This is a genomic window from Dyella marensis (genome assembly GCF_900112865.1).
Lineage (GTDB): Bacteria > Pseudomonadota > Gammaproteobacteria > Xanthomonadales > Rhodanobacteraceae > Dyella_D > Dyella_D marensis_A.
On record NZ_FONH01000010.1, the window covers coordinates 36417 to 55593 of the forward strand.

The 19177-nt window shown below is 68.1% G+C and carries 17 protein-coding genes; 12 read left to right on the forward strand and 5 right to left on the reverse strand.

Annotation, left to right across the window (positions count from 1 at the left end; translation table 11 throughout):
* Positions 1–4: 4 nt before the first annotated feature.
* Positions 5–3001, reverse strand: a complete 2997-nt coding sequence (locus BM172_RS13845; protein ID WP_026633860.1) for a TonB-dependent receptor — start codon at positions 2999–3001, stop codon at positions 5–7.
* Between the two features lie 59 nt (positions 3002–3060).
* Complete coding sequence (locus BM172_RS13850; RefSeq protein ID WP_428844769.1) at positions 3061–4575, reverse strand: transglutaminase-like domain-containing protein; 1515 nt, start codon at positions 4573–4575, stop codon at positions 3061–3063.
* A 164-nt stretch (positions 4576–4739) separates the two neighbouring features.
* Between BM172_RS13850 and BM172_RS13855 the strand changes: the two genes are divergently transcribed.
* From BM172_RS13855 to BM172_RS13885, 7 genes are read left to right on the forward strand one after another with little or no spacing between them, the layout of a single operon-like run.
* The gene (locus tag BM172_RS13855; RefSeq protein WP_026633859.1) at positions 4740–5888 is read left to right on the forward strand and encodes a DUF819 family protein; all 1149 of its coding nucleotides are present in this window, start codon (positions 4740–4742) and stop codon (positions 5886–5888) included.
* A gap of 31 nt (positions 5889–5919) precedes the next feature.
* Positions 5920–7314, forward strand: a complete 1395-nt coding sequence (locus BM172_RS13860; protein WP_026633858.1) for a C40 family peptidase — start codon at positions 5920–5922, stop codon at positions 7312–7314.
* A gap of 36 nt (positions 7315–7350) precedes the next feature.
* Positions 7351–8448 (forward strand): dipeptide epimerase, encoded by a 1098-nt coding sequence (locus tag BM172_RS13865; RefSeq protein ID WP_026633857.1) that lies wholly within the window; start codon positions 7351–7353, stop codon positions 8446–8448.
* A gap of 37 nt (positions 8449–8485) precedes the next feature.
* Positions 8486–9334 (forward strand): MurR/RpiR family transcriptional regulator, encoded by an 849-nt coding sequence (locus BM172_RS13870; RefSeq protein WP_026633856.1) that lies wholly within the window; start codon positions 8486–8488, stop codon positions 9332–9334.
* Positions 9335–9357: 23 nt separating this feature from the next.
* Positions 9358–10149, forward strand: a complete 792-nt coding sequence (locus tag BM172_RS13875) for a L,D-transpeptidase family protein (protein ID WP_035322421.1) — start codon at positions 9358–9360, stop codon at positions 10147–10149.
* Positions 10146–11393 (forward strand): dicarboxylate/amino acid:cation symporter, encoded by a 1248-nt coding sequence (locus BM172_RS13880; protein ID WP_026633854.1) that lies wholly within the window; start codon positions 10146–10148, stop codon positions 11391–11393. The genes BM172_RS13875 and BM172_RS13880 overlap by 4 nt, the downstream gene beginning before the upstream one ends.
* A complete protein-coding gene (locus tag BM172_RS13885; protein ID WP_026633853.1) occupies positions 11390–12517 on the forward strand; it encodes an NAD(P)/FAD-dependent oxidoreductase in 1128 nt (375 codons plus the stop codon). Before BM172_RS13880 ends, BM172_RS13885 begins: the two co-directional genes overlap by 4 nt.
* 32 nt (positions 12518–12549) lie before the next feature.
* Here the strand turns inward: BM172_RS13885 and BM172_RS13890 are convergent, their stop codons facing one another.
* Positions 12550–12756, reverse strand: coding sequence for a hypothetical protein (locus BM172_RS13890; protein ID WP_143096524.1), 207 nt, complete (start codon positions 12754–12756; stop codon positions 12550–12552).
* Between the two features lie 278 nt (positions 12757–13034).
* Between BM172_RS13890 and BM172_RS13895 the strand changes: the two genes are divergently transcribed.
* The 4 genes from BM172_RS13895 (at position 13035) to BM172_RS13910 (ending at position 16298) form a co-directional block, all read left to right on the forward strand.
* Positions 13035–13631: an anthranilate synthase component II gene (locus tag BM172_RS13895; RefSeq protein WP_026633851.1), complete on the forward strand. Its 597-nt coding sequence runs from the start codon at positions 13035–13037 to the stop codon at positions 13629–13631.
* Complete coding sequence (gene trpD, locus BM172_RS13900) at positions 13628–14683, forward strand: anthranilate phosphoribosyltransferase (protein ID WP_081805026.1); 1056 nt, start codon at positions 13628–13630, stop codon at positions 14681–14683. The genes BM172_RS13895 and trpD overlap by 4 nt, the downstream gene beginning before the upstream one ends.
* Before the next feature lie 110 nt (positions 14684–14793).
* Positions 14794–15588, forward strand: a complete 795-nt coding sequence (gene trpC, locus BM172_RS13905; RefSeq protein ID WP_026633849.1) for an indole-3-glycerol phosphate synthase TrpC — start codon at positions 14794–14796, stop codon at positions 15586–15588.
* A 5-nt stretch (positions 15589–15593) separates the two neighbouring features.
* Positions 15594–16298 carry an HAD family hydrolase gene (locus tag BM172_RS13910; RefSeq protein ID WP_051548354.1) on the forward strand — a complete coding sequence of 235 codons (705 nt, stop codon included), beginning with the start codon at positions 15594–15596 and terminating at the stop codon, positions 16296–16298.
* Between the two features lie 3 nt (positions 16299–16301).
* Here the strand turns inward: BM172_RS13910 and BM172_RS13915 are convergent, their stop codons facing one another.
* Entirely contained in the window at positions 16302–17048 is a 747-nt protein-coding gene (locus tag BM172_RS13915; RefSeq protein WP_026633847.1) for a sulfite exporter TauE/SafE family protein, read from the reverse strand.
* 170 nt (positions 17049–17218) lie between these two features.
* Between BM172_RS13915 and BM172_RS13920 the strand changes: the two genes are divergently transcribed.
* Positions 17219–18187 (forward strand): bifunctional helix-turn-helix transcriptional regulator/GNAT family N-acetyltransferase, encoded by a 969-nt coding sequence (locus BM172_RS13920; protein WP_026633846.1) that lies wholly within the window; start codon positions 17219–17221, stop codon positions 18185–18187.
* Positions 18188–18250: 63 nt separating this feature from the next.
* Here BM172_RS13920 and crp read toward each other — a convergent pair whose 3' ends face one another.
* Entirely contained in the window at positions 18251–18865 is a 615-nt protein-coding gene (crp, locus tag BM172_RS13925) for a cAMP-activated global transcriptional regulator CRP (protein ID WP_208399577.1), read from the reverse strand.
* Positions 18866–19177 lie beyond the last annotated feature (312 nt).

Genomic DNA, 19177 nt, shown 5'->3' on the forward strand with positions numbered 1-19177 from the left:
CCTGTCAGAAGTCCAGCGAAACCGTCAGCTGGGCGAAACGCGGCGCCTGGAAGCGCAGCGGCTGGCGGAACGTGGAATTGGTGCCGTCGCTGATCGAGGTCTGCAGATCCTGGTCGACCGCCACCGTGCGCTGCTGGTTGAGCAGGTTGTAGACGGCGAACTTCACGCGCAGCTGGCCGCTGTCGCCCAGCGAACGCAGGTAGGTGACGCTGGCGCCGAGGTTGTAGGTCCACGGCATGGTGCCGTACTTGCCGCGCGGGGAGCGCTCGTAGACGCGGTCCTCGGAGCGGTCGGACGAGCAGTTGGCCACGCAGATGTAATAGCTGTGGTAGTTGGTCGCATCGTACGGATTGCCCACGCCGAAGCCGGTGATCGGGCCGCCGGACAGCACGGTCAGGTCGCCGCCGAACTGCCAGTGCGGAGTCAGCGCATAGGTGCCGCGCAGCTTCAGCTGGTGGCGGTGGTCGTTCGGCAGATAACCGTCGCCGCCGTAGTTGACCCACGGATTGTCGAAGTTCTCGGTGCGGCCGGTGTCGTCGAAGTTGGTGTCGGAATTGACCGGGCCTTCGGCATTGCCGCGATTCCACGCCAGCGTGTACGAGGCATTGAACGCCCACTTATTGTCCCAGGCGCGGTCCAGCTGGAACTCCACCGAGGTATAGGTGCGCTTGGGCTTCACCCAGCCGCGCTGGCCGAGGTAGTTGCCGTCGGCGTCGTACATCGCCCAGCCTTCCTTGGCCGTGTCCACGGTGACCCAGCCGTCGGCAGTGCCGTCGCAGTTGGTATCGCCCCACACGGTGACCTTCTTGCCCGGGTTGCCCATCACCCAGCCGATATAGCCGTCGCCGCCGCACTTGCCGGTGGCGCTGATCTCCATGTCGTCGATGGCGTTGTGCAGGCGCCGGTAAGTAGCGCTGACGCCCCAGGACCAGCTCTTGTCCAGCATCTGCTGGAAGCCGAGGATGGCCTCGTCCTGGAATACCTGGTCCATGTCGTGGTCGACCTGCGAGCGCAGGTCGCCGACCTTGCCGTCGCCCTGCGAGGTATCCACGCCGCCCAACTGCGGACCGAGCACCGGGATCGCGTACTGGTTGCCGTTGCGGTCCTGGATCTGCCAACCGCCGAAGGCGTAGTAGGTGCGCTCGTCGAGCAGGCCGCCGGCCTGCTTGATGTTGATCACGTTGGCCACCGGCAGGAAGTAGCGGCCCAGGTTGCCGAACAGCTTGGTGGTGCCGTCGCCCTTGATGTCCCAGGAGAAGCCCAGGCGCGGCGCCAGCATGTTCTTCATCTTGATGTAGCTGCTGCCGTCGGCGGCCTTGTTGTCGAAGCCGTCGTTGCGCAGGCCCGCGTTCAACAGGAAGGTCGGCGTGATCTGCCAGCTGTCCTCCAGGTAGTACGCCGAGTTGGTGGTCTGGAAGGTGCCGGCGATCTCGTAGCGGCGCGCGCGCACATAGGCCGTGTAGCCGGCCGGCAGCACGCCGCCGGTGTTGTTGATGGTCGAGCCCGGGGTGGCGTAATAGATGTTGTAGTAGAACGCGCCGGGGCCGGTGTAGTGGCGCTGGTAGATCGAGGTGTCCTTCTCGTGGTCGTAGCCGAAGCGCACCAGATGGTCGCCCAGCTTCCATTCGAAGTCGGCGCGCGCCTCCTTGCGGGTGTCGTCGCGCTTCTCCACCGTGGAGTTGGTGGTGCAGCCCAGCGGCACGTTGCCGGGCACCGGCACGGCGTTGGTGACCTTGGTTTCGGCCACCACGCGGTTGCATTCGATATCGCTGAGCGAGCGGGTGAACGCGTTGCGCTTGTTGCTGCCGTACAGCAACTTCATCGACAGGTCGTCGGTAAGGTAGTTGGTGTAGGTCAGCGCCCAGTTCCTGCCGCCGGAGTCGGTATAGATCTCGTTGGTCTTGGCGCCGAGCGTGCGGGTGTCGAAGGTGTAGTCGTAGACGTCGCCGGTGTTCTTGTTCTTGTCGGAGAAGGCCATCAGCGACAACAGGTTGCTGTCGTTGATGTGCCAGTCGATGGTGGCGCCCCAGAAGCCGTTGTGGGCGCCGTTGCTGGTGAAGGTGGTGCCGTCGTCGCTGGTGTTGCGCGGCGAGCTGCCGCGCGCCTCGTACATGGCGAAGAAGAACAGCTTGTCCTTCACGATCGGGCCGGACGCGTAGACATTGGTCTTCATCAGCGAGTCGCGGTCCTCGCTGGAGGCGAGGTAGCGGTTGCCGTCGGCGTCGTAGCGGTTCTTCGGCTTGTCGTGCCAGGCGCCGGGCTCCATGGTCAGCTCGGTGCCCCACTTGAACTGGTTGCTGCCCGAGCGCGCCACCGCATTGATCACGCCGCCGGTGGTGCGGCCGAACTCCACCGAGTAGCCGCCGGTCTTGACCTGAAACTCCTGGTAGAACGCGAATGGCGCTTCCGAATAGCCGTTGCGGTTGTAGAAGTCGGTGACGTTGAGGCCGTTGACGTAGATCGCGTTCTCCGCGATCGACGAGCCGCCGAAGCTGATGCCGCCGAAGCTGGAGTTGCCCTGGTTGACGCCCGGGGCGAGCAGGGCGACCGAGGCGATGTTCTGGTCGACCGGCAGGCGGCGCAGATCTTCGCGGCTGATGTTGACCGCCGACTCGGTGGAGCTGACATCCACCGCGGTGATCACGCTGGTGGCGGTGACGCTGACGCCTTCCAGCTCCCGCACGCCCAGGTTCACCGTGGTGGCGTTGCCCAGGGTCACGGTCACGTCGGCGGGCTGGGTGGTGAGATTGCCGTCCTTGCGGCTTTCCAGCACGTACTTGCCCACCGGCAGGAACGGAATGCGGTAATTGCCTTTCTCGTCCGCCGTGGTGGTGCGCGACAGGCCGGTGGCCGGATCGCGCACGGTCACCACCGCGCCGGGTTGCGTGCGGCCCACGATAGTGCCGTCGTTATTGGCGGCGTGCGCCTGCCAGGCCGGCAGCGCGAAGGCCATGCCCAGGCTCAGGCACAGTGCGGTCTTGCGCAGATAGCGACTGCTCATCTCCCCCATCTCCCCGTCTCCCCAACGTGATGTCGATGCGTTTGCGAAAAGAACTCGAGCTAACCGCCGGCACGCCCCCGCGCGTCCGGCAGCAGCTGCCACTGGAAGTGGTAGTCCCATTGGTTGAAGTACAGATTCCCGCCCTTCCACTCGACCTCGCCGCGTTGCGAATCGACGTTGTCGGAGCGGAACTGCTGCTTGGGCGGCGCCAAGGGCTGGCCGAAATCGCCATTGAAGGCGATGCGCCAGGCGTCCAGGCCGCCCAGGTAGAACCATTGCAGCGGTGCATCCGCGGCGGTGGCCGGATGCAGCTGGCCGGTGGTCACGTCCATCGGCACCCAGCCATAAGGCGCCAGGTAGACCTGGCCCCAGTCGTGGATGTTGTCGTAGCCGTTCTCGGCGAACACCATGCCGGACTGCCAGCGCGCCGGAATGCCGTTGAGCCGCAGCAGCGTGATCAGCAGCAGCGTCTGCTGCCCGCAGTCGCCGTGGCCGGCGTGCAGGGTGTAGTCGCTGATGTTGCTGATGGTGGAGTACTCGCGCGCGCCGGCCCAGGGGATGCGGTCGACCGCGGCGAACAGCTTCTGCACGATGCGGTAAGGGTTCTTCTCCTCGCCCACCGCATCCTTGGAGAACTTGCGCAGGTCGTCAGTGAACACGACATGCGGCGCGCGCTCGGCCACGTAGGGCGCAAGCTCCGGCGTGATGCGCGCGGCGGTGACCTTGTCCGGATCGATCTGGCGGTATTGCGCGGAGAGCGTGACCTCGTAGGTCACCGAGAACACCGTCTTCTCGCCGGCCTTGGCCGGCTGTTCCAGGTACACCGTGCGCATCGGCGCGGTGGCCGGGGCGATGTCGTGTTTCGCCGGCACGCTGGCGACGTACTCGATGTCGTCCTGCTGGCCGGGCAGCTCCTGCGGATACGGAATCCACGCCCGCACCGTCTCGCCCGCGGGCACCGCGTTGGCATCGACGGTGAGCGTCTGCGTCATGCGCACGCGATGCGGCAGCACGCTGGTCTTGTGCCCGGCCAGCGCGGCGGCACGCACCTGGCGGTGGTAATCGTTGAGCGTCTCCATCGGGCCGTCGGTGATCGGCGCCTTGTCGGCGCGCCGGTCGCGCGCTTGTGCGCTCAGCCGGAACAAGTTGCCGGGCGAACGCTTGAAGTACAGCGTGCGGCCGTCGATGACCTGGTGCTCGAACAGGCCGGCGGCGTCCCAGCGCGCGAATTCGGCGTCGCCCAGATCGGGAATCTGCTTGCGCAAGCGCGCCTTCACCGCGTCGGCGTCGAGGGTGAAGTCGAGCAGGATGCGGCGCATGCGCTCGCGCTGGAACAGCCAGTCCTGGCGCGTCTGCGCGGACAGGCCGGGCTGGGCGAGGGCCTGCCCGATCGCGGCGTCGGCCTGCTTGAAATGACCGGCGTCGATCTGCGCGATCGTGTCGGGCAGACTGGCCTGCGCTGGGGATTCCACGGCGAAAACGGAAGAACTCGCGCAGCACAGCGCCAGCGCGAAAGCCGTGCGGCGCAGGGCGCGCGCGGCGGGTGACCTCGATGGCGAGCCGGCCGTTTTCAACACACGAACTCCCCCGCAAGAAGTTGTTGAAAACGCTGTGTAGCATGCTTGCAATCCCTGGTCAATAATTTATGCTTCAATAGGAATTGACAGGAATTAGCTATTCCAAGCCTGTCGCAGCGTCACCGGCCGGCCATCCGGCGGCCACTCAACGAGGGGGTTCGATGATCCAGACGGTCTGGCCTTACCTGGTGCTGATGCTGTTGGCGGCGGGGGCATTTCCCGCGCTGGAAAGGCAGTTCGGCTGGCGGATCTTCAATGTGCTGCCGCCCATCGTGCTCACCTATCTGCTGGTCACGGCGCTGGCCGTGTCTGGCCTGTGGAAGAACACCGCGGAGATCCAGGCGGCGCAGGGCATGCTGGTGGAGCGCATGGTGCCGGCGCTGGTGTTCCTGCTGATGATCAACTGCGACCTGCGCGCGATCTTCGCGCTGGGGCCGCGCGTGCTGGCGGTATTCGCCTGCACCTCGGTGAGCCTGTTCACCGCCTTCGTGCTCACCTACCTGATGTTCCGCCACTGGCTGCCGGGCGATGCCTGGCATCCGCTGGCCGCGCTCAGCGGCAGCTGGATGGGCGGCACGGCGAACATGATCGCGGTGAAGCAGGCGATCGGCATGTCCGATACGCACCTGGCCATGAGCCTGCTGACCGATGCGCTGTGCTACTCGATGTGGGTAGTGGTGTTGTTCTCGGTGGCGCGCCTGGCGCCGGCCTTCAACCGCTGGACCCGCGCCACCTCCAGCGCGGAACTGGTGGTGGCCCAGACGCGCCAGGACAGCCCGCCGACCACGGACAGCGTGCTGCTGTGGCTGGGCCTGGCGTTGCTGGTGGCGGCAGGCTCCGCCTGGCTGGGCGCTCGCCTGCCGGCATCCGGCATGGTCAGTCCGACCACCTGGACCATCCTGCTGGCCACCGGCCTGGGCCTGGTCGCCGCGCATACGCCGCTGGCGCGGCTGCCCGGTGCGGGCAAGATCTCCGGCACGTTGCTGGTCGCGGTGGTGGCGGTGCTGGCCTCGCAGAGCAACTTCGAAGGCATGGGCCGCGCGCCGCTGTACCTGCTGTGCGGTGTCTGCATCATCGGCATCCAGGCGGTGCTGCTGGCGCTGTTCGCCAAGCTGTTCCGCTTCGATCTGTACCTGTGCGGGATTTCCTCGCTGGCGCATATCGGCGGCGTCGCCGCCACGCCGGTGCTGGCCGCCACGTACGCGCGGCCGCTGGTGCCGGTGGGCGTCCTGCTGGCTCTGCTCGGCTATATCCTCGGTACCGGTTTCGGGCTGCTGGTGGCCTCGGTGTTGTCCATGCTGTCGGCGTGAGCGCCGGCTTCTGTCGATGAGGAAGAAAACCATGCGCCATCCGCTTGCCGCCGCCTGCCTGGTCCTGCTGCTGCCCATGGGCGCGGCCTTGCATGCGCGCGACGTGCCGACGCTGCCGGTGCCGCCCTCGGGCGTGATCGGCGTAGGGCCGGAGCAGCTCGATCCGGCATTCTGGGTGCGCCAGGCGCCGTCGCCCGACACCGTGGTGCTGGATGCCGCCACGATGGCCGAACGCAACGCGAAACTGCTGCAGGTCGATCCGACCATGCACGACCTGCATGCACTGCCGGCCATGCTGGACCGCACGCAGGTGCTGAAGTGGATCCAGGATCTGTCCAGGCGCCCGTCGCGCGAGCTGTACGACGAAGCCGGCCAGCCCGTGCCCGTCGCCACGCTCGACGCGCTGCTGCCGGCGCTGGCGCTGGACCAGGTGCCGGCGACGCAGAAGACGCGCTACGGCCTGATCGTGCATCGCGCTGCGCTGCGTACCTTTCCCACCGCGCTGCGCGTGTTCAGTCACAAGGGCGATATCGACATCGACCGTTTCCAGGAGACGGCCGAGTTCCCCGGCACGCCGGTGGCGATCGTCCACGCCAGCCAGGACGGCCATTGGCTGTTCGTGGTGAGCCCGCGCTATGCGGCCTGGGTGGAGCGCGACGCGGTGGCCGAGGGCAGCCGCGAGCAGGTGCTCGGGTATGCGGACAAGACACCGTACCGCGTGATCACCGGCGGCACCGAACACACGGTCTATACCCGCGAGCAACCGGCGCTGGCGCAACTGCAGCTGGACATGGGCACGCGGGTGCCGCTGGCCCAGGGCCTGGCGCCGGACCAGCCGGTCAACGGACAGCACGCCTACAGCGCCTGGACGCTGGAACTGCCGCTCCGCCGGCCCGACGGCTCGCTCGCCTTCAGCCCCGCGCTGCTGCAGAAGAACACCGACAGCGCGGCCGACTACTTGCCGCTGACCCGCGCCAACCTGATTCGCCAGGCCTTCAAGTTCCTCGGCGAACGCTACGGCTGGGGCCATGCCTACGACGCGCGCGACTGCAGCGGCTTCGTCTCCGACGTCTACCGCAGCATGGGCGTGCAGATGCCGCGCAATACCAGCGCGCAGGCGGTCAGCCCGGGGCTGGAGCACACCCTGTTCACCGACAAGGACGGCCGCGCCGCGCGCGAGAAGGCCATCGACGCCTTGCAGGTCGGCGACCTGATCTACATCCCCGGCCACGTGATGATGATGCTCGGCCGCATCGACGGCGAACCCTACGTGATCCACGACACCGGCGGGCTGAGCTATCGCAGCGAGGGCGGCATGCGGCGGGTCAAGCTCAACGAAGTGTCGGTGACGCCGCTGCGCCCGCTGATGTTCAACGACAAGCAGAGCTATATCGACCGCATGACCAGCATCGTGCGCATCCGCTGAAAGCCCGACGACCAGACTCCAAGACAGACGGACCTCATGAAAATCACCGATATCCAGTTCGGCATGCTGCGGGTGCCGCTGAAGACGCCCTTCAAGACGGCCTTGCGCACGGTCGAGCGAGTGGACGACATCGTGGTGATGGTGCACACCGATACCGGCCACGTCGGCTTCGGCGAGGCGCCGGCCACCGCGGTGATCACCGGCGATACGCACGGCTCCATCGTCGACGCGATCCGTCATTACATCGCGCCGCGCTTGATCGGCCACGAGGTGGCCGACCTCAACCGGATCACCCACCTGATCCAGGCCTCGATGGAAAAGAACACCAGCGCCAAGGCGGCGGTGGAGATCGCGGTGTACGACCTGTGGGGCCAGCTGTACAAGGCGCCGCTGTACCAGCTGCTGGGCGGTGGCGATCCGGTGATCACCACCGATATCACCATCAGCGTGGACTACATCGACAAGATGGTGGCCGACTCGATCAGCGCGGTGGAGCGCGGCTTCGAGTCGCTGAAGATCAAGGTCGGCAAGGACATCGGCGTCGACATCGAGCGCGTCAAGGCGATCTACGCCGCGGTGGAAGACCGCGCGCTGCTGCGCCTGGACGCCAACCAGGGCTGGACCGCCAAGCAGGCGGTGTACGCGCTGCAGACGCTGGAAGATGCCGGCGTGAAGCTGGAACTGGTCGAGCAGCCGGTGAAGGCGCGCGACCTGGAAGGCATGCGCTATGTCACCGAACGCGTGCACACGCCGGTGATGGCCGACGAGAGCGTGTTCGGCCCGATGGAAGTGATCGAGCTGATCCGCCTGCGCGCGGCCGACATCATCAACATCAAGCTGATGAAGACCGGCGGCATCTCCAACGCCATCCGCATCGCCGACATCGCCGGCCTGCACGGCATCGACTGCATGATCGGCTGCATGCTGGAGAGCAGCATCAGCGTGGCCGCCGCGGTGCACGTGGCGGTGGCCAAGGCCGACGTGATCACCAAGGTGGACCTGGACGGCCCCTCGCTGTGCCAGTACGACCCGGTGGACGGCGGGGTCAATTTCAACGAATCGGAGATCTCGATCACCGACGCGCCGGGACTGGGCATCCGCCAGATCCACGGCCTCGAGCCGATCGATGGCTAGGAGCCCGAGCATGGCCGCATCGCTGCCCGCACCGCCGTTGTCACCGCTGGTGAAGATCCGTTCCGAGCGCGACCAGATGTCGGCGGTGGAGCGGCGCATCGCCGACTTCATCCTGGAGAACGCGCAGCTGCTGCGCGACTACTCCTCGCAGCAGCTGGCCAATGCGCTGGGGATCAGCCAGTCCAGCGTGGTGAAGTTCACCCAGAAGCTGGGCTTCAAGGGCTATCCGGATCTGAAGTATTCGGTCGGCGAGGCGATCGCCCGTGCCGACAACGGCGAAGCCGCGGTGGCCGCGCACGTGGTGGCCGGCGGCGAGGGCGAATCGCTGGCGACCAGCCTGTGGCGGCGCAAATCGGAAGCGGAAGAAGCCACGCGCCTGATCAATCCGCCGCAAACCCTGCGCGGTGCAAAGGATGCGCTGGGCACGGCGGGCAAGGTATTCGTGATCGGCGTGGGCGAGGACGACGTCTATTCGCGCGGCTTCGCGCTGAAGCTGTCGCTGCTGGGCATTGCCACCGTGCAGAGCTTCGACGTGGCGCGGATGATGGCGAGCATTTCCTCTGGCGGTGCCGGCGATGTGCTGCTGATCTTCTCCGAGCATGGCCATCATCCGGCGCTGTGCAAGCTGGGCCGGCTGTTCCGCGAGCAGCGCGGCCGCCTGCTGACGGTGACCCGGCACACCTCCAATCCACTGCGCGCGCTGGCCGACCTGGCCTTGCTGGTGTCGGCGCACGACGAGCAGCCGCACGTGCAGTCGATCGTCTATCAATCCGCCCTGCAGCATCTGCTGGACGGGCTGTTTATCGAGCTGTGCGAGGGCGACGAGCGCCGGCACGCGCAGCTGCTCGCCAACCTGGAACGGCTGCAGCTGTTGCAGGAACCCTGACCACCTGACGACTACGGGCCCGCATGATCCACGCTTTCCGTTGTGCTCTCCTGCGTTCGATCGTCGGCCTGGCGCTGGTCGTCCTGGCCGGCTGCGCCTCCTCGCCCGACCGGCCTGGCGATGCCGCCGCGTGGAAGGATGCGCGCCAGCTGGTGCTGGTGGTGACCGATGACTGGAACACCGACCACGGCAGGCTGCGCGCCTACGAGCGCCACGGCGACGCGTGGCAGCCGGTGGCGGACGCGGCGCCGGTGACGGTGGGACGTGCGGGCGCCGCCTGGGGCGTGGGCTTGCATGCGCCACGCAGCGACGGGCCGGTGAAGCATGAAGGCGACGGACGCAGCGCGGCCGGCGTGTTCCGCATCGGCGAGGCGTTCGGTTATGCCGGGCAGGTGGATACGGCGCTGTCGTATCGCGCCTTGACGGTGTCGGATTACTGCGTCGACGTGGATGGCTCGCCGCTGTACAACCGCATCGTCGACGCGAACAAGGAAGATCCCAAGGCGGTAGCCGGCTCGACCGAGGCGATGCGGCTGGACCTGCACGGCCATGGCGACCAGCGTTACAAGCTCGGCTTCGTGATCGAGCACAACCCGGACGGCCGGCGCGGCGCGGGTTCGTGCATCTTCGCCCACCTGTGGCGCTCGCCCACCGACAACACCGCCGGCTGCACTGCGATGGACGAGGCGGCGATGCGCCGCCTGCTCGGCTGGCTCAGGCCGGAACAGCATCCGGTATTCGTGCTGCTGCCACGCGAGGCTTATACGGAGCTGCAGCGCGACTGGGCCCTGCCCACGCCGGACGTGGTGCCATGAGTCCCACCGCGCGGGTACTGGCCGGCCTCGCCGCCGGCGCGGCGCTGGGCCTGGCGCTGGATGCGCTCAACCCCGCTGTCGCCGTGCGCGTCGCCGACGTGGCGCAGCCGCTGGGCCGGCTGTGGCTCAACGCGCTGCAGATGACCGTGGTGCCGCTGGTGCTGGCGTTGATCGTGGTGGGCGTGAACACCGCCACCGATGCGGCGGCGTCAGGCCGGGTGGCGCGGCGGGCGATCGTGGTGTTCATCGCGATCCTGGTCGGCGGTGCGCTGCTGGCGGCGTTCGCGGCGCCGTCGATCTTCGCCTTGTTCCCGCGCAGCCCCGCGCTGGCCGAGGCGCTGGGCAAGACCGTGGCGGGCCCGGCGGCCAGCGTGGCGCCGATGGGCTGGGCGGACTGGTTCAACGGCATCGTGCCGAGCAACGCGATCATGGCCGCGGCGCAGAGCGCGATGCTGCCGACCGTGGTGTTCGCGCTGTTCTTCGGCTTCGCGCTGACCCGCATCGAGGCGGCGCGGCGCGCGCTGGTGGTCAACTTCTTCCAGGCCATCGCCGACACCATGATCGTGGTGGTGCGCTGGGTGCTGTGGGCCGCGCCGGCTGGCGTGTTCGCGCTGATCCTCGCGGTCTGCGCGCGCGCCGGGCTGCACATGCTCGGCGCGCTGGGCATCTACGTGCTGGTCGAATGCCTGCTGTACCTGGCGGTGACCCTGCTGATGCTGCCGGTGGCGGTGCTGTGGGGCGGCGAGAAGGTGCGGCGCTTCATCGCCGCGCTGGCACCGCCGCAGGTGGTGGCGCTGAGCACGCAATCCTCGCTGGCCTCGATGCCGGCCATGCTGGAAAGCGCCGGCGCGCGGCTGGGCTACCCGGCGCACGTCAATGCGCTGGTGCTGCCGATGGCGGTGAGCCTGTTCCGCCTGACCAGCCCGGTGCAGTACGTCACTTCGGCCTGTTTCATCGCCTGGGCGTTCGGCATGGATCTCGGTGTGGCGCAACTGGTGCTGGGCGCGCTGCTGGCGGTGGTGATCAGCCTCGGTTCGGTGGGCCTGCCGGGGCAAGTGAGCTTCATGGCGACCAACCTGCCGGTGGCGCAGGCGATGGGCGTGCCGGTCGGGCCGCTGGGCCTGATGCTGGCGGTCGACACGCTGCCGGATGCGCTGGCGACGCTGGGCAACGTCACCGCCGATCTCACCGCCACCAGCGTGGTGGCGAAGCAATCGGCGGTGGATGCGGCGGAGAACGCATGAGCCGGGTGGTGGACGTCGATGCGGTGGTGATCGGCGCCGGCATGGCCGGCGCGTCGGCGGCGTACTTCCTCGCCCCTCATGCGCGGGTGGCGGTGCTGGAGCGCGAGGCGCATCCCGGTGTGCACGCCACGGGGCGCTCGGCGGCGCTGTTCTCCGAGACCTATGGCTCGCCGCAGGTGCGCGCGCTGACGCGGGCGACGCGGCCGTTCCTGCAGCGGCCGCCGGCAGGCTTCGCGGCGCACCCGATCCTGGCGCCGCGCGGCACCGTGATCATCGGCGATGCCGGCAAGGTCGACGCGGTGGAGGCGATGCACGCCGCCATGGCGCCGCATACGCCCGAGCTGACCTTGCTGTCGCCCGGCGAACTGCTCGCCATGGTGCCGGTGCTGCGGCCCGAAGCCGCGCGCATCGGCCTGCACGAACCCGGCGCCGCCGACATCGACGTCAACGAACTGCACCAGGGTTTCCTGCGCGGCCTGCGCGCACGCGGCGGACAGCTGCGCACCGGCGTCGACATCACCGCGATCGAGCGCGGTCCCGGCCATTGGTATGTGGAAGCAGGCGACACGGTCTACCGCGCACCGCTCGTGCTCAATGCCGCCGGCGCCTGGGTCGACCAGGTCGCCGCGCTCGCCGGCGTGCAGCCGCTGGGCATCGAGCCGCGCCGCCGCTCGGCCTTCCTGTTCGAGGCACCCGAAGGCCTGGCGACGGCGCGCTGGCCATTCGTGATCGATGCCGACGAAAGCTTCTACTTCAAGCCCGACGCCGGCCTGCTGCTGGGCTCCTCCGCCAATGCCGACCCGGTGCTGCCGCACGATGTGCAGCCGGAAGAACTCGACGTGGCGATGGGCATCTACCGCATCGAGGAAGCCACCACGCTGAGCATCCGCCGCCCGGTGCGTACGTGGGCCGGATTGCGTTCCTTTGTCGCCGACGGCGATCTGGTCGGCGGTTTCGCGCCGGACGCTCCCGGCTTCTTCTGGGTCGCCGCACAGGGCGGCTACGGCATCCAGACCAGCGCGGCGATGGGCGAAGCCTGCGCCAACGTGGCGCTTGGGCGAGATCTGCCCGGGCATCTGCAGGACGCGGGCTTGAACGCGGCGATGCTGGCGCCGCGCGGCTGAGCGGTTCCACAGGCTGGAAGGCCACGCTCATCCTATTCCTCGGGGTCGGCATTCAGCGCCACGCGCAGCGCGACAGCTGCCGCGATGCCGAGGGCGATGCCCAGGAGAAATTCCTCCGCCAGCCGGTTCGCGGCACAGCCGGCGATGCCCGCGAGCACGATCAGTGCGAGGAAGAGCGCTGCGTACCTGGAATGCCATGGGCGCTTTCCCGCGAACCGCTTGAGCCATTGCGCTTTCATCGTCCACACCTCGACTTGCCGCGAGAGGGCCATGGCGACATGTTGGCCACAGGCCTCGGGCAGATGTCGCAGGGCCTGACCGAAAACGGCATCCAGAGCACCTCATCGGGGACAAGCGGGTGCCGTGCGCCGGATAGACGTCCAAGCCGGCCTTGCCCGGAGCCTGTCCAGCCGCGGCCGGCGCGCTATCCTGTGCGCTCCCCCAGAGCCCGTCCAGGCGGGTGCGACGTCCGGGCCTTCGCCCGTAACATGGCCAAATTCATAGGGTTGCAGCGCTGATGTTGCTGATGATCGACAACTACGACAGCTTCACTTTCAACCTCGTCCAGTACCTGGGCGAGCTGGGACAGGAGGTGAAGGTGGTGCGCAACGACGCGCTCGACGTGGCCGGCATCCGCGCGCTACGGCCCTCGCACATCATGATCTCGCCGGGGCCGGGCACACCGGACGACGCGGGCGTCTCGCTGGACGTGCTGCGGCAGCTGTCGGGGGAAGTCCCGGTGTTCGGCGTCTGCCTGGGCCACCAGGCGATCGGCCAGGCCTTCGGCGGCAAGGTGATCCGCGCCAAGCAGATCATGCACGGCAAGACCTCGCCGGTGCGCCACCGCGGCCGCGGCGTGTTCGCCGGGCTGCCGGATCCGTTCGAGGCCACGCGCTACCACTCGCTGGTGGTGGAGCAGGGCTCACTGCCGGACTGCCTCGAAGTCACCGCATGGACCGAACACGCGGACGGCTCGATCGACGAGATCATGGGCCTGCGCCACAAGACCCTGCCGATCGAGGGCGTGCAGTTCCATCCGGAATCCATCCTCACCCAGCACGGCCACGACCTGCTGCGCAATTTCCTGGGCCTGCCGCTGAAGCTCGCCGCATGAACGGCGCCGGGCGCAGCATCACCATCACGCCGCAGGAAGCCTTGCAGAGGACGATCGAGCACCGCGAGATCTTCCACGACGAGATGATCGAGCTGATGCGCCAGATCATGCGCGGCGAGGTGAGCCCGCTGATGACCGCGGCGATCATCACCGGCCTGCGCGTGAAGAAGGAAACCATCGGCGAGATCACCGGCGCGGCGCGCGTGATGCGCGAGCTGGCCGAGAAGGTGGAGGCCGCGCCGCATGCGCATTTCGTCGACATCGTCGGCACCGGCGGCGACGGCGCTTCCAGTTTCAATATCTCCACCGCCTCGATGTTCGTCGCCGCGGCGGCCGGCGCGCGCGTGGCCAAGCACGGCGGGCGCAGCGTCTCGTCCAAGTCGGGCAGCGCGGACGTGCTGGAGGCGCTGGGCGCATCGATCGACCTGGCCCCGGCCAGGGTGGCGCAGTGCATGGACGAGACCGATATCGGCTTCATGTTCGCGCCCAACCATCATCCGGCCATGAAAGTCGTGGCGCCGGTGCGCAAGGAAATGGGCGTGCGCACCCTGTTCAACATCCTGGGCCCGCTGACCAATCCGGCCGGCGCGCCGAACATCCTGATGGGCGTGTTCCACCCCGACCTGGTCGGCATCCAGGTGCGCGTGCTGCAGCAGCTGGGCGCCAGGCATGCGCTGGTGGTGTGGGGCCGCGACGGCATGGACGAGATCTCGCTGGGAGCCTCGACTCTGGTCGGCGAGCTGCGCGACGGCGAAGTGCGCGAATACGAAGTGGAGCCGGAGGACTTCGGCCTGGCCATGGCCTCCAGCCGCAACCTGCGCGTGGAGAACGCGGCCGAGTCGCGCGCCATGCTGCTGGAGGCGCTGGAAGGCCGCCGCGGCGTGCCGCACGACATCGTCTGCCTCAACGCCGGTGCGGCGCTGTATGCGGCCGACGTGGCGCCGTCGATCGCCGCAGGTATCGAATTGGCGCGTGCGACCATTGCCAGCGGCGCGGCTCGTGCAAAAATGGACGCTTTCGTGGCGACCACCCGCCGGCTCGCGACGGCGTAGGCCGAACGCCTTAGGCGATCGGTCCGCGCGCGACGCGGCGCCGGCTTGTGTACCCTTGGGCCGCGCACCGCGCGTTCCCCGACCCACGCTGACGCATTCCAGGCCGACCCATGACCGACATCCTGCAACGCATCCTGACGCGCAAGACGGAGGAGATCGCCGAACGCAGCGCACGGCTGCCGCTGGCCGAGCTCAAGGCGCGCCTGGCCGATGCCGCCCAGACGCGTCCGTTCGCCGACGCCGTCGAGGCCAAGATCGAAGCCGACCTGCCGGCGGTGATCGCCGAGGTGAAGAAGGCCAGCCCCAGCAAGGGCGTGATCCGCGCCGACTTCGACCCCGCCTCGATCGCGCGCAGCTACGAGCGCGCCGGCGCGGCCTGCCTGTCGGTGCTGACCGACAAGGATTTCTTCCAGGGCAGCGAGGAATTCCTGCGCCAGGCGCGCGAGGCCTGCGCGCTGCCGGTGCTGCGCAAGGACTTCGTGATCCATCCGTACCAGGTCTACGAAGCCCGCGCGATCGGCGCCGACTGCATCCTGCTGATCGTCGCCGCGCTGGAGGATTCGGAGCTGGAAGACCTGTCCATGCAGGCCGCCGAGCTGGACATGGACGTGCTGTGCGAAGTGCACGACGCCGAGGAACTGGAGCGCGCCCAGGCGCTGCCGGTGCGGCTGATCGGCGTGAACAACCGCAACCTGCGCACCTTCGAGACCACGCTGGACACCTCGATCGAGCTGCGCGAGCTGATGGACTACCACCGGATCCTGGTCGCCGAATCGGGCATCCACACGCCGGACGACGTCGAGCGCCTGCGCGATGCCGGCATCAATGCGTTCCTGGTCGGCGAGGCGTTCATGCGCGCGCCGGACCCGGGCGCCGAACTCAAGCGGCTGTTCGCCAAGCAGTAAGGCTTATGACGTCGACAGGGGAAACCGGGCACTTGCCGGCGACGGCAGGCGAACAGGACGTGGCGCCGCGCGTGGTGCTGTTCGATTTCGATGGCGTGCTGTTCCAGGGCGACAGCTTCCGCATGTTCATCACCGAGCGCTACGCGCGCATGCCGCTGCGCAAGCTGCTGGCGTTCGCCAACCTGCCGTGGATGCTGGTGGTGTGGCCGATCTCCTGGCGCACGGTGGTGCGCAGCCTGGTGCATATCGGCCTGCTCGGCGTCGGCGAGCGCCGCTACGCCGCCGAGGCGCAGGCTTTTGCCGCGGCGCTGGTGCGCCGTCCGAGGCAGTTTTATCGCGACGGCCTGCAGGTCCTGCGCCGGCACCAGGCGGCGGGCGACCGCGTGATCGTGGTGACCGGCTGCGAGCGCACGGTGGCGCGGGGTATCCTCGACCAGCTGGGGCTGGAAGGGCTGGAATTGCTGGCGTCCGAGTTCAAGCCGGGGCCGTTCGGCATGCGCGTGAAGTTTCACAACGTCGGACGGCGCAAGCTGGAGCGGCTGGCCGCGCACGGCGTGAAGGAATGGCAGCTGGCCTACAGCGATTCGCTGGCCGACATCCCCATGCTCAAGGGTGCTGGCGAGGCGGTGCTGGTCAACGGCACGCCCAAGGTGTGCAAGCGGCTGGAGAAGGTGCTGGGGCGTTCGGTGACGCGCGTGGAGTGGTTTTGAGTTTCAGCGCAGCCATTGCTGCAGCAGCTGGCCGGCGCTGATCAGCACGATCAGCGCGCCGACCGCGGCCATCACCGCTTTCTCCGGCAGGTGGCGCACCAGCCACGCGGCCACCGGCGCGGCGATCACGCCGCCGGCGAGCAGGCCGAGCACGATGCTCCAGTGCTGGATGCCGATATGGAAAGCCAGCGTCGCCGAGATACAGACGGTGACCACAAACTCCGCCGCATTGACCGAACCGATGGTGCCGCGCACCGCGCCGCCGCGGGCGATCAGCGTGCTGGTCGCCAGGGGACCCCAGCCGCCGCCGCCGATCGAATCGAGCAGGCCGGCGATAAAGCCGAGCACGCCGTTGTGATGTACCTGGTGGCGGGTCAGCCGCCGGCCCAGCGCGCGCAGCAGCACCATCACGCCCAGGATCAGCAGGTAGGCGTTGACATAGGGCCGGATCGCCTCCCCCGGAACATTCGCCAGCACCGTCGCGCCCAGCACGCCGCCGATCGCCCCGGGGATGGCCAGCTGCCGGAACAGCCGCCAGCGCACATTGCCGAACCAGGCATGGGAGGCGGCCGAGGCGCCGGTGGTCACCACTTCGGCCGTGTGCACCGTGGCGCTGGCCACCGCCGGCGGCAGGCCCATGGCCAGCAGGATGGAACTCGAAACCAGCCCATACGCCATGCCGAGCGCGCCGTCGATCAGCTGAGCCAGCAGCCCGACCAGGGCAAAGCTGAAGAATTCGCTCCAGACCATCCGTCGAACCTGTCGTTGTCAGACCTGGACGCTAGGGCAAAAAACGTCCAGGAGGGGTGAGAAGCGGGGTGGCGAATGGTCGCGGGCGGCAGGTCGCCGGGGGCTCTTGTGAGGCGGCAGGCAGATGATTATGTTAGTACTTACATATCACTTTTGAGGCGGCTTTGCCCATGTACCTCTCCACTCTGGCCGAGCTGGCGCTCGGCAGCCGCCTGAAGGCGCTCAGCGATCAGTTCTACGCCGCGGCCGACGAGGTCTACCGCGCCTGCGGCGCCTCCATCGAATCGCGCTGGTTCCCGGTGCTGCGCTATCTGTGGGGGAACGGGCCCGGCACGGTGGGCGAGGTGGCCGCGGCGATCGGCCAGACCCATTCGGCGGTCAGCCAGCTGGTGGACAAGCTGGATGCCGCCGGCATGGTCCGCCGCGAGCGCGACCCGCAGGACGGCCGGCGCAGCGTTCTGGTGCTCACCGACCAGGCGCGCAAGGCGCTGGGCGCGCTGGGGCCGATCTGGCAGGCGATCCGCCGCGGCGTCAGTGCCTCCCTGGGCGAGGACGGCGGCCGGCTGCTGGCCGCGCTGGCGGCCTGCGAGGAGGCGCTTAAGGAGCGCCCGATCGTACCGGCGATCCTGGCCGAACACGCCGCGCTGCTGGCGCAGCCGCTGGAGATCGTGCCGTACGAACCGGCCCTGGCCGGAGATTTCTACCGACTCAACGTGCAATGGCTGGAACGCTATTTCGGGGTGGAGGACATCGACCGGCAGATGCTGGGCGACCCCGAGCGCTACGTGCTGGCCCCGGGCGGCGCCTTGCTGTTCGCGCGGATGGGCGGGCAGGCCATCGGCACCTGCGCGCTGCTGCAGGAGGCGCCGGGGGTGTACGAGCTGTCCAAGATGTGCGTGGACGACAGCTACCAGGGGCTCGGCGTGGGGCGGAAGCTGCTGGATGCGGCGATCGCCGAATTCCACCGCCGCGGCGGCCGCGAGCTGTTCCTGGAATCCAACAGCAAGCTGCGCACCGCGCTGCGCATGTACGAGCAGGTCGGCTTCGAGCTGCAGCCGGGCGTCCGTCCCGGCTCGCATTACCAGCGTTCGGACGTCTACATGGTCTACCGCGCCCCGGCTGAGCGGCTGGCGGGCTGAGCAGCCCCCTGAACGAACGAACCCGGCCGGAGCCGGGTTCGTCGGATGAAGCGATGGTGGGGCTCAGCGCGTGCCGCGCACCACGATGGTCTTGCCGGCCACGTCAATCATGCCCTGCTCCTCCAGCTGCTTGAGCACGCGGCCCACCATCTCGCGCGAGCAGCCCACGATGCGGCTGACTTCCTGGCGGGAGATGCGGATCTGGGTGCCGTCCGGGTGACTCATGGCGTCCGGCTCCTGGCACAGGTCCAGCAGGGTGCGGGAGATGCGGTTGGTGACGTCCATGAAGGCCATGCGGCTGACCTGGCGCGAGGTGCGCAGCAGGCGATGGGTCAGCTGGGAGCCGATGGCGAACAGGATCTTGGGGCATTCCTCGCGCAGCGGGCCTTCCATCAGGTGGAACAGGCGCTCGTAGCTGATCTCGGCCATTTCGCAGGGGGTGCGGGTGCGCACCATCGACTCGCGCTGGGCCTGCTCCACGAACAGCCCCATCTCGCCGATGAACTGGCCGCGGCTGAGGTAGGCGAGGATCAATTCGCGGCCCTGCTCGTCCTCGGTGCAGACCGCGAGCGAGCCGTCGACGATGTAATACAGGGTGTTGGCCGGGTCGCCGGGGCGGATGATGGCCGTCTTGCCTGGGTAGCGCCGGCGGTGGCAGAGGGCCAGGAAGCGCTCCATGGACGCCGGGTCGGGAGCGAAGCTGGCGGGAGCCTGGGAGCGTTCAAAAGCTTGTTGGAGTTGGTATTTGAGTTGCGCCACGATCTGTCCCAGCTTGGAGGGCGGCAGCCGTCGGACCCCTGGGGGAGGCGGCTGGACTTCGGTTCGTTCTTCTGATGACCCCGCGGCATTATGGCAAACCAGCGCAGCATGCCAAGGTTCAGTTCCTCCCTATTTTGTCGCATACTTCACGGTCTTTCGGTCACGGCGTTGTCGCCGGCCGGTCACAAGGGTCGCGGAGGCTTACGTCTTCGCGTCGTTTTTCTTTCCAGC

What these genes read in the sequence shown, in the direction of transcription:
- BM172_RS13845 (WP_026633860.1), bottom strand. Translation starts at nt 3,001, where the DNA reads ATGAGCAGTCGCTATCTGCGCAAGACCGCACTGTGCCTGAGCCTGGGC.
- trpC (WP_026633849.1), top strand. Translation starts at nt 14,794, where the DNA reads ATGACCGACATCCTGCAACGCATCCTGACGCGCAAGACGGAGGAGATC.
- BM172_RS13865 (WP_026633857.1), top strand. Translation starts at nt 7,351, where the DNA reads ATGAAAATCACCGATATCCAGTTCGGCATGCTGCGGGTGCCGCTGAAG.
- trpD (WP_081805026.1), top strand. Translation starts at nt 13,628, where the DNA reads ATGAACGGCGCCGGGCGCAGCATCACCATCACGCCGCAGGAAGCCTTG.
- BM172_RS13855 (WP_026633859.1), top strand. Translation starts at nt 4,740, where the DNA reads ATGATCCAGACGGTCTGGCCTTACCTGGTGCTGATGCTGTTGGCGGCG.
- BM172_RS13915 (WP_026633847.1), bottom strand. Translation starts at nt 17,048, where the DNA reads ATGGTCTGGAGCGAATTCTTCAGCTTTGCCCTGGTCGGGCTGCTGGCT.
- BM172_RS13880 (WP_026633854.1), top strand. Translation starts at nt 10,146, where the DNA reads ATGAGTCCCACCGCGCGGGTACTGGCCGGCCTCGCCGCCGGCGCGGCG.
- BM172_RS13895 (WP_026633851.1), top strand. Translation starts at nt 13,035, where the DNA reads ATGTTGCTGATGATCGACAACTACGACAGCTTCACTTTCAACCTCGTC.
- BM172_RS13920 (WP_026633846.1), top strand. Translation starts at nt 17,219, where the DNA reads ATGTACCTCTCCACTCTGGCCGAGCTGGCGCTCGGCAGCCGCCTGAAG.
- BM172_RS13910 (WP_051548354.1), top strand. Translation starts at nt 15,594, where the DNA reads ATGACGTCGACAGGGGAAACCGGGCACTTGCCGGCGACGGCAGGCGAA.
- BM172_RS13885 (WP_026633853.1), top strand. Translation starts at nt 11,390, where the DNA reads ATGAGCCGGGTGGTGGACGTCGATGCGGTGGTGATCGGCGCCGGCATG.
- BM172_RS13890 (WP_143096524.1), bottom strand. Translation starts at nt 12,756, where the DNA reads ATGAAAGCGCAATGGCTCAAGCGGTTCGCGGGAAAGCGCCCATGGCAT.
- BM172_RS13875 (WP_035322421.1), top strand. Translation starts at nt 9,358, where the DNA reads ATGATCCACGCTTTCCGTTGTGCTCTCCTGCGTTCGATCGTCGGCCTG.
- crp (WP_208399577.1), bottom strand. Translation starts at nt 18,865, where the DNA reads ATGGAGCGCTTCCTGGCCCTCTGCCACCGCCGGCGCTACCCAGGCAAG.
- BM172_RS13860 (WP_026633858.1), top strand. Translation starts at nt 5,920, where the DNA reads ATGCGCCATCCGCTTGCCGCCGCCTGCCTGGTCCTGCTGCTGCCCATG.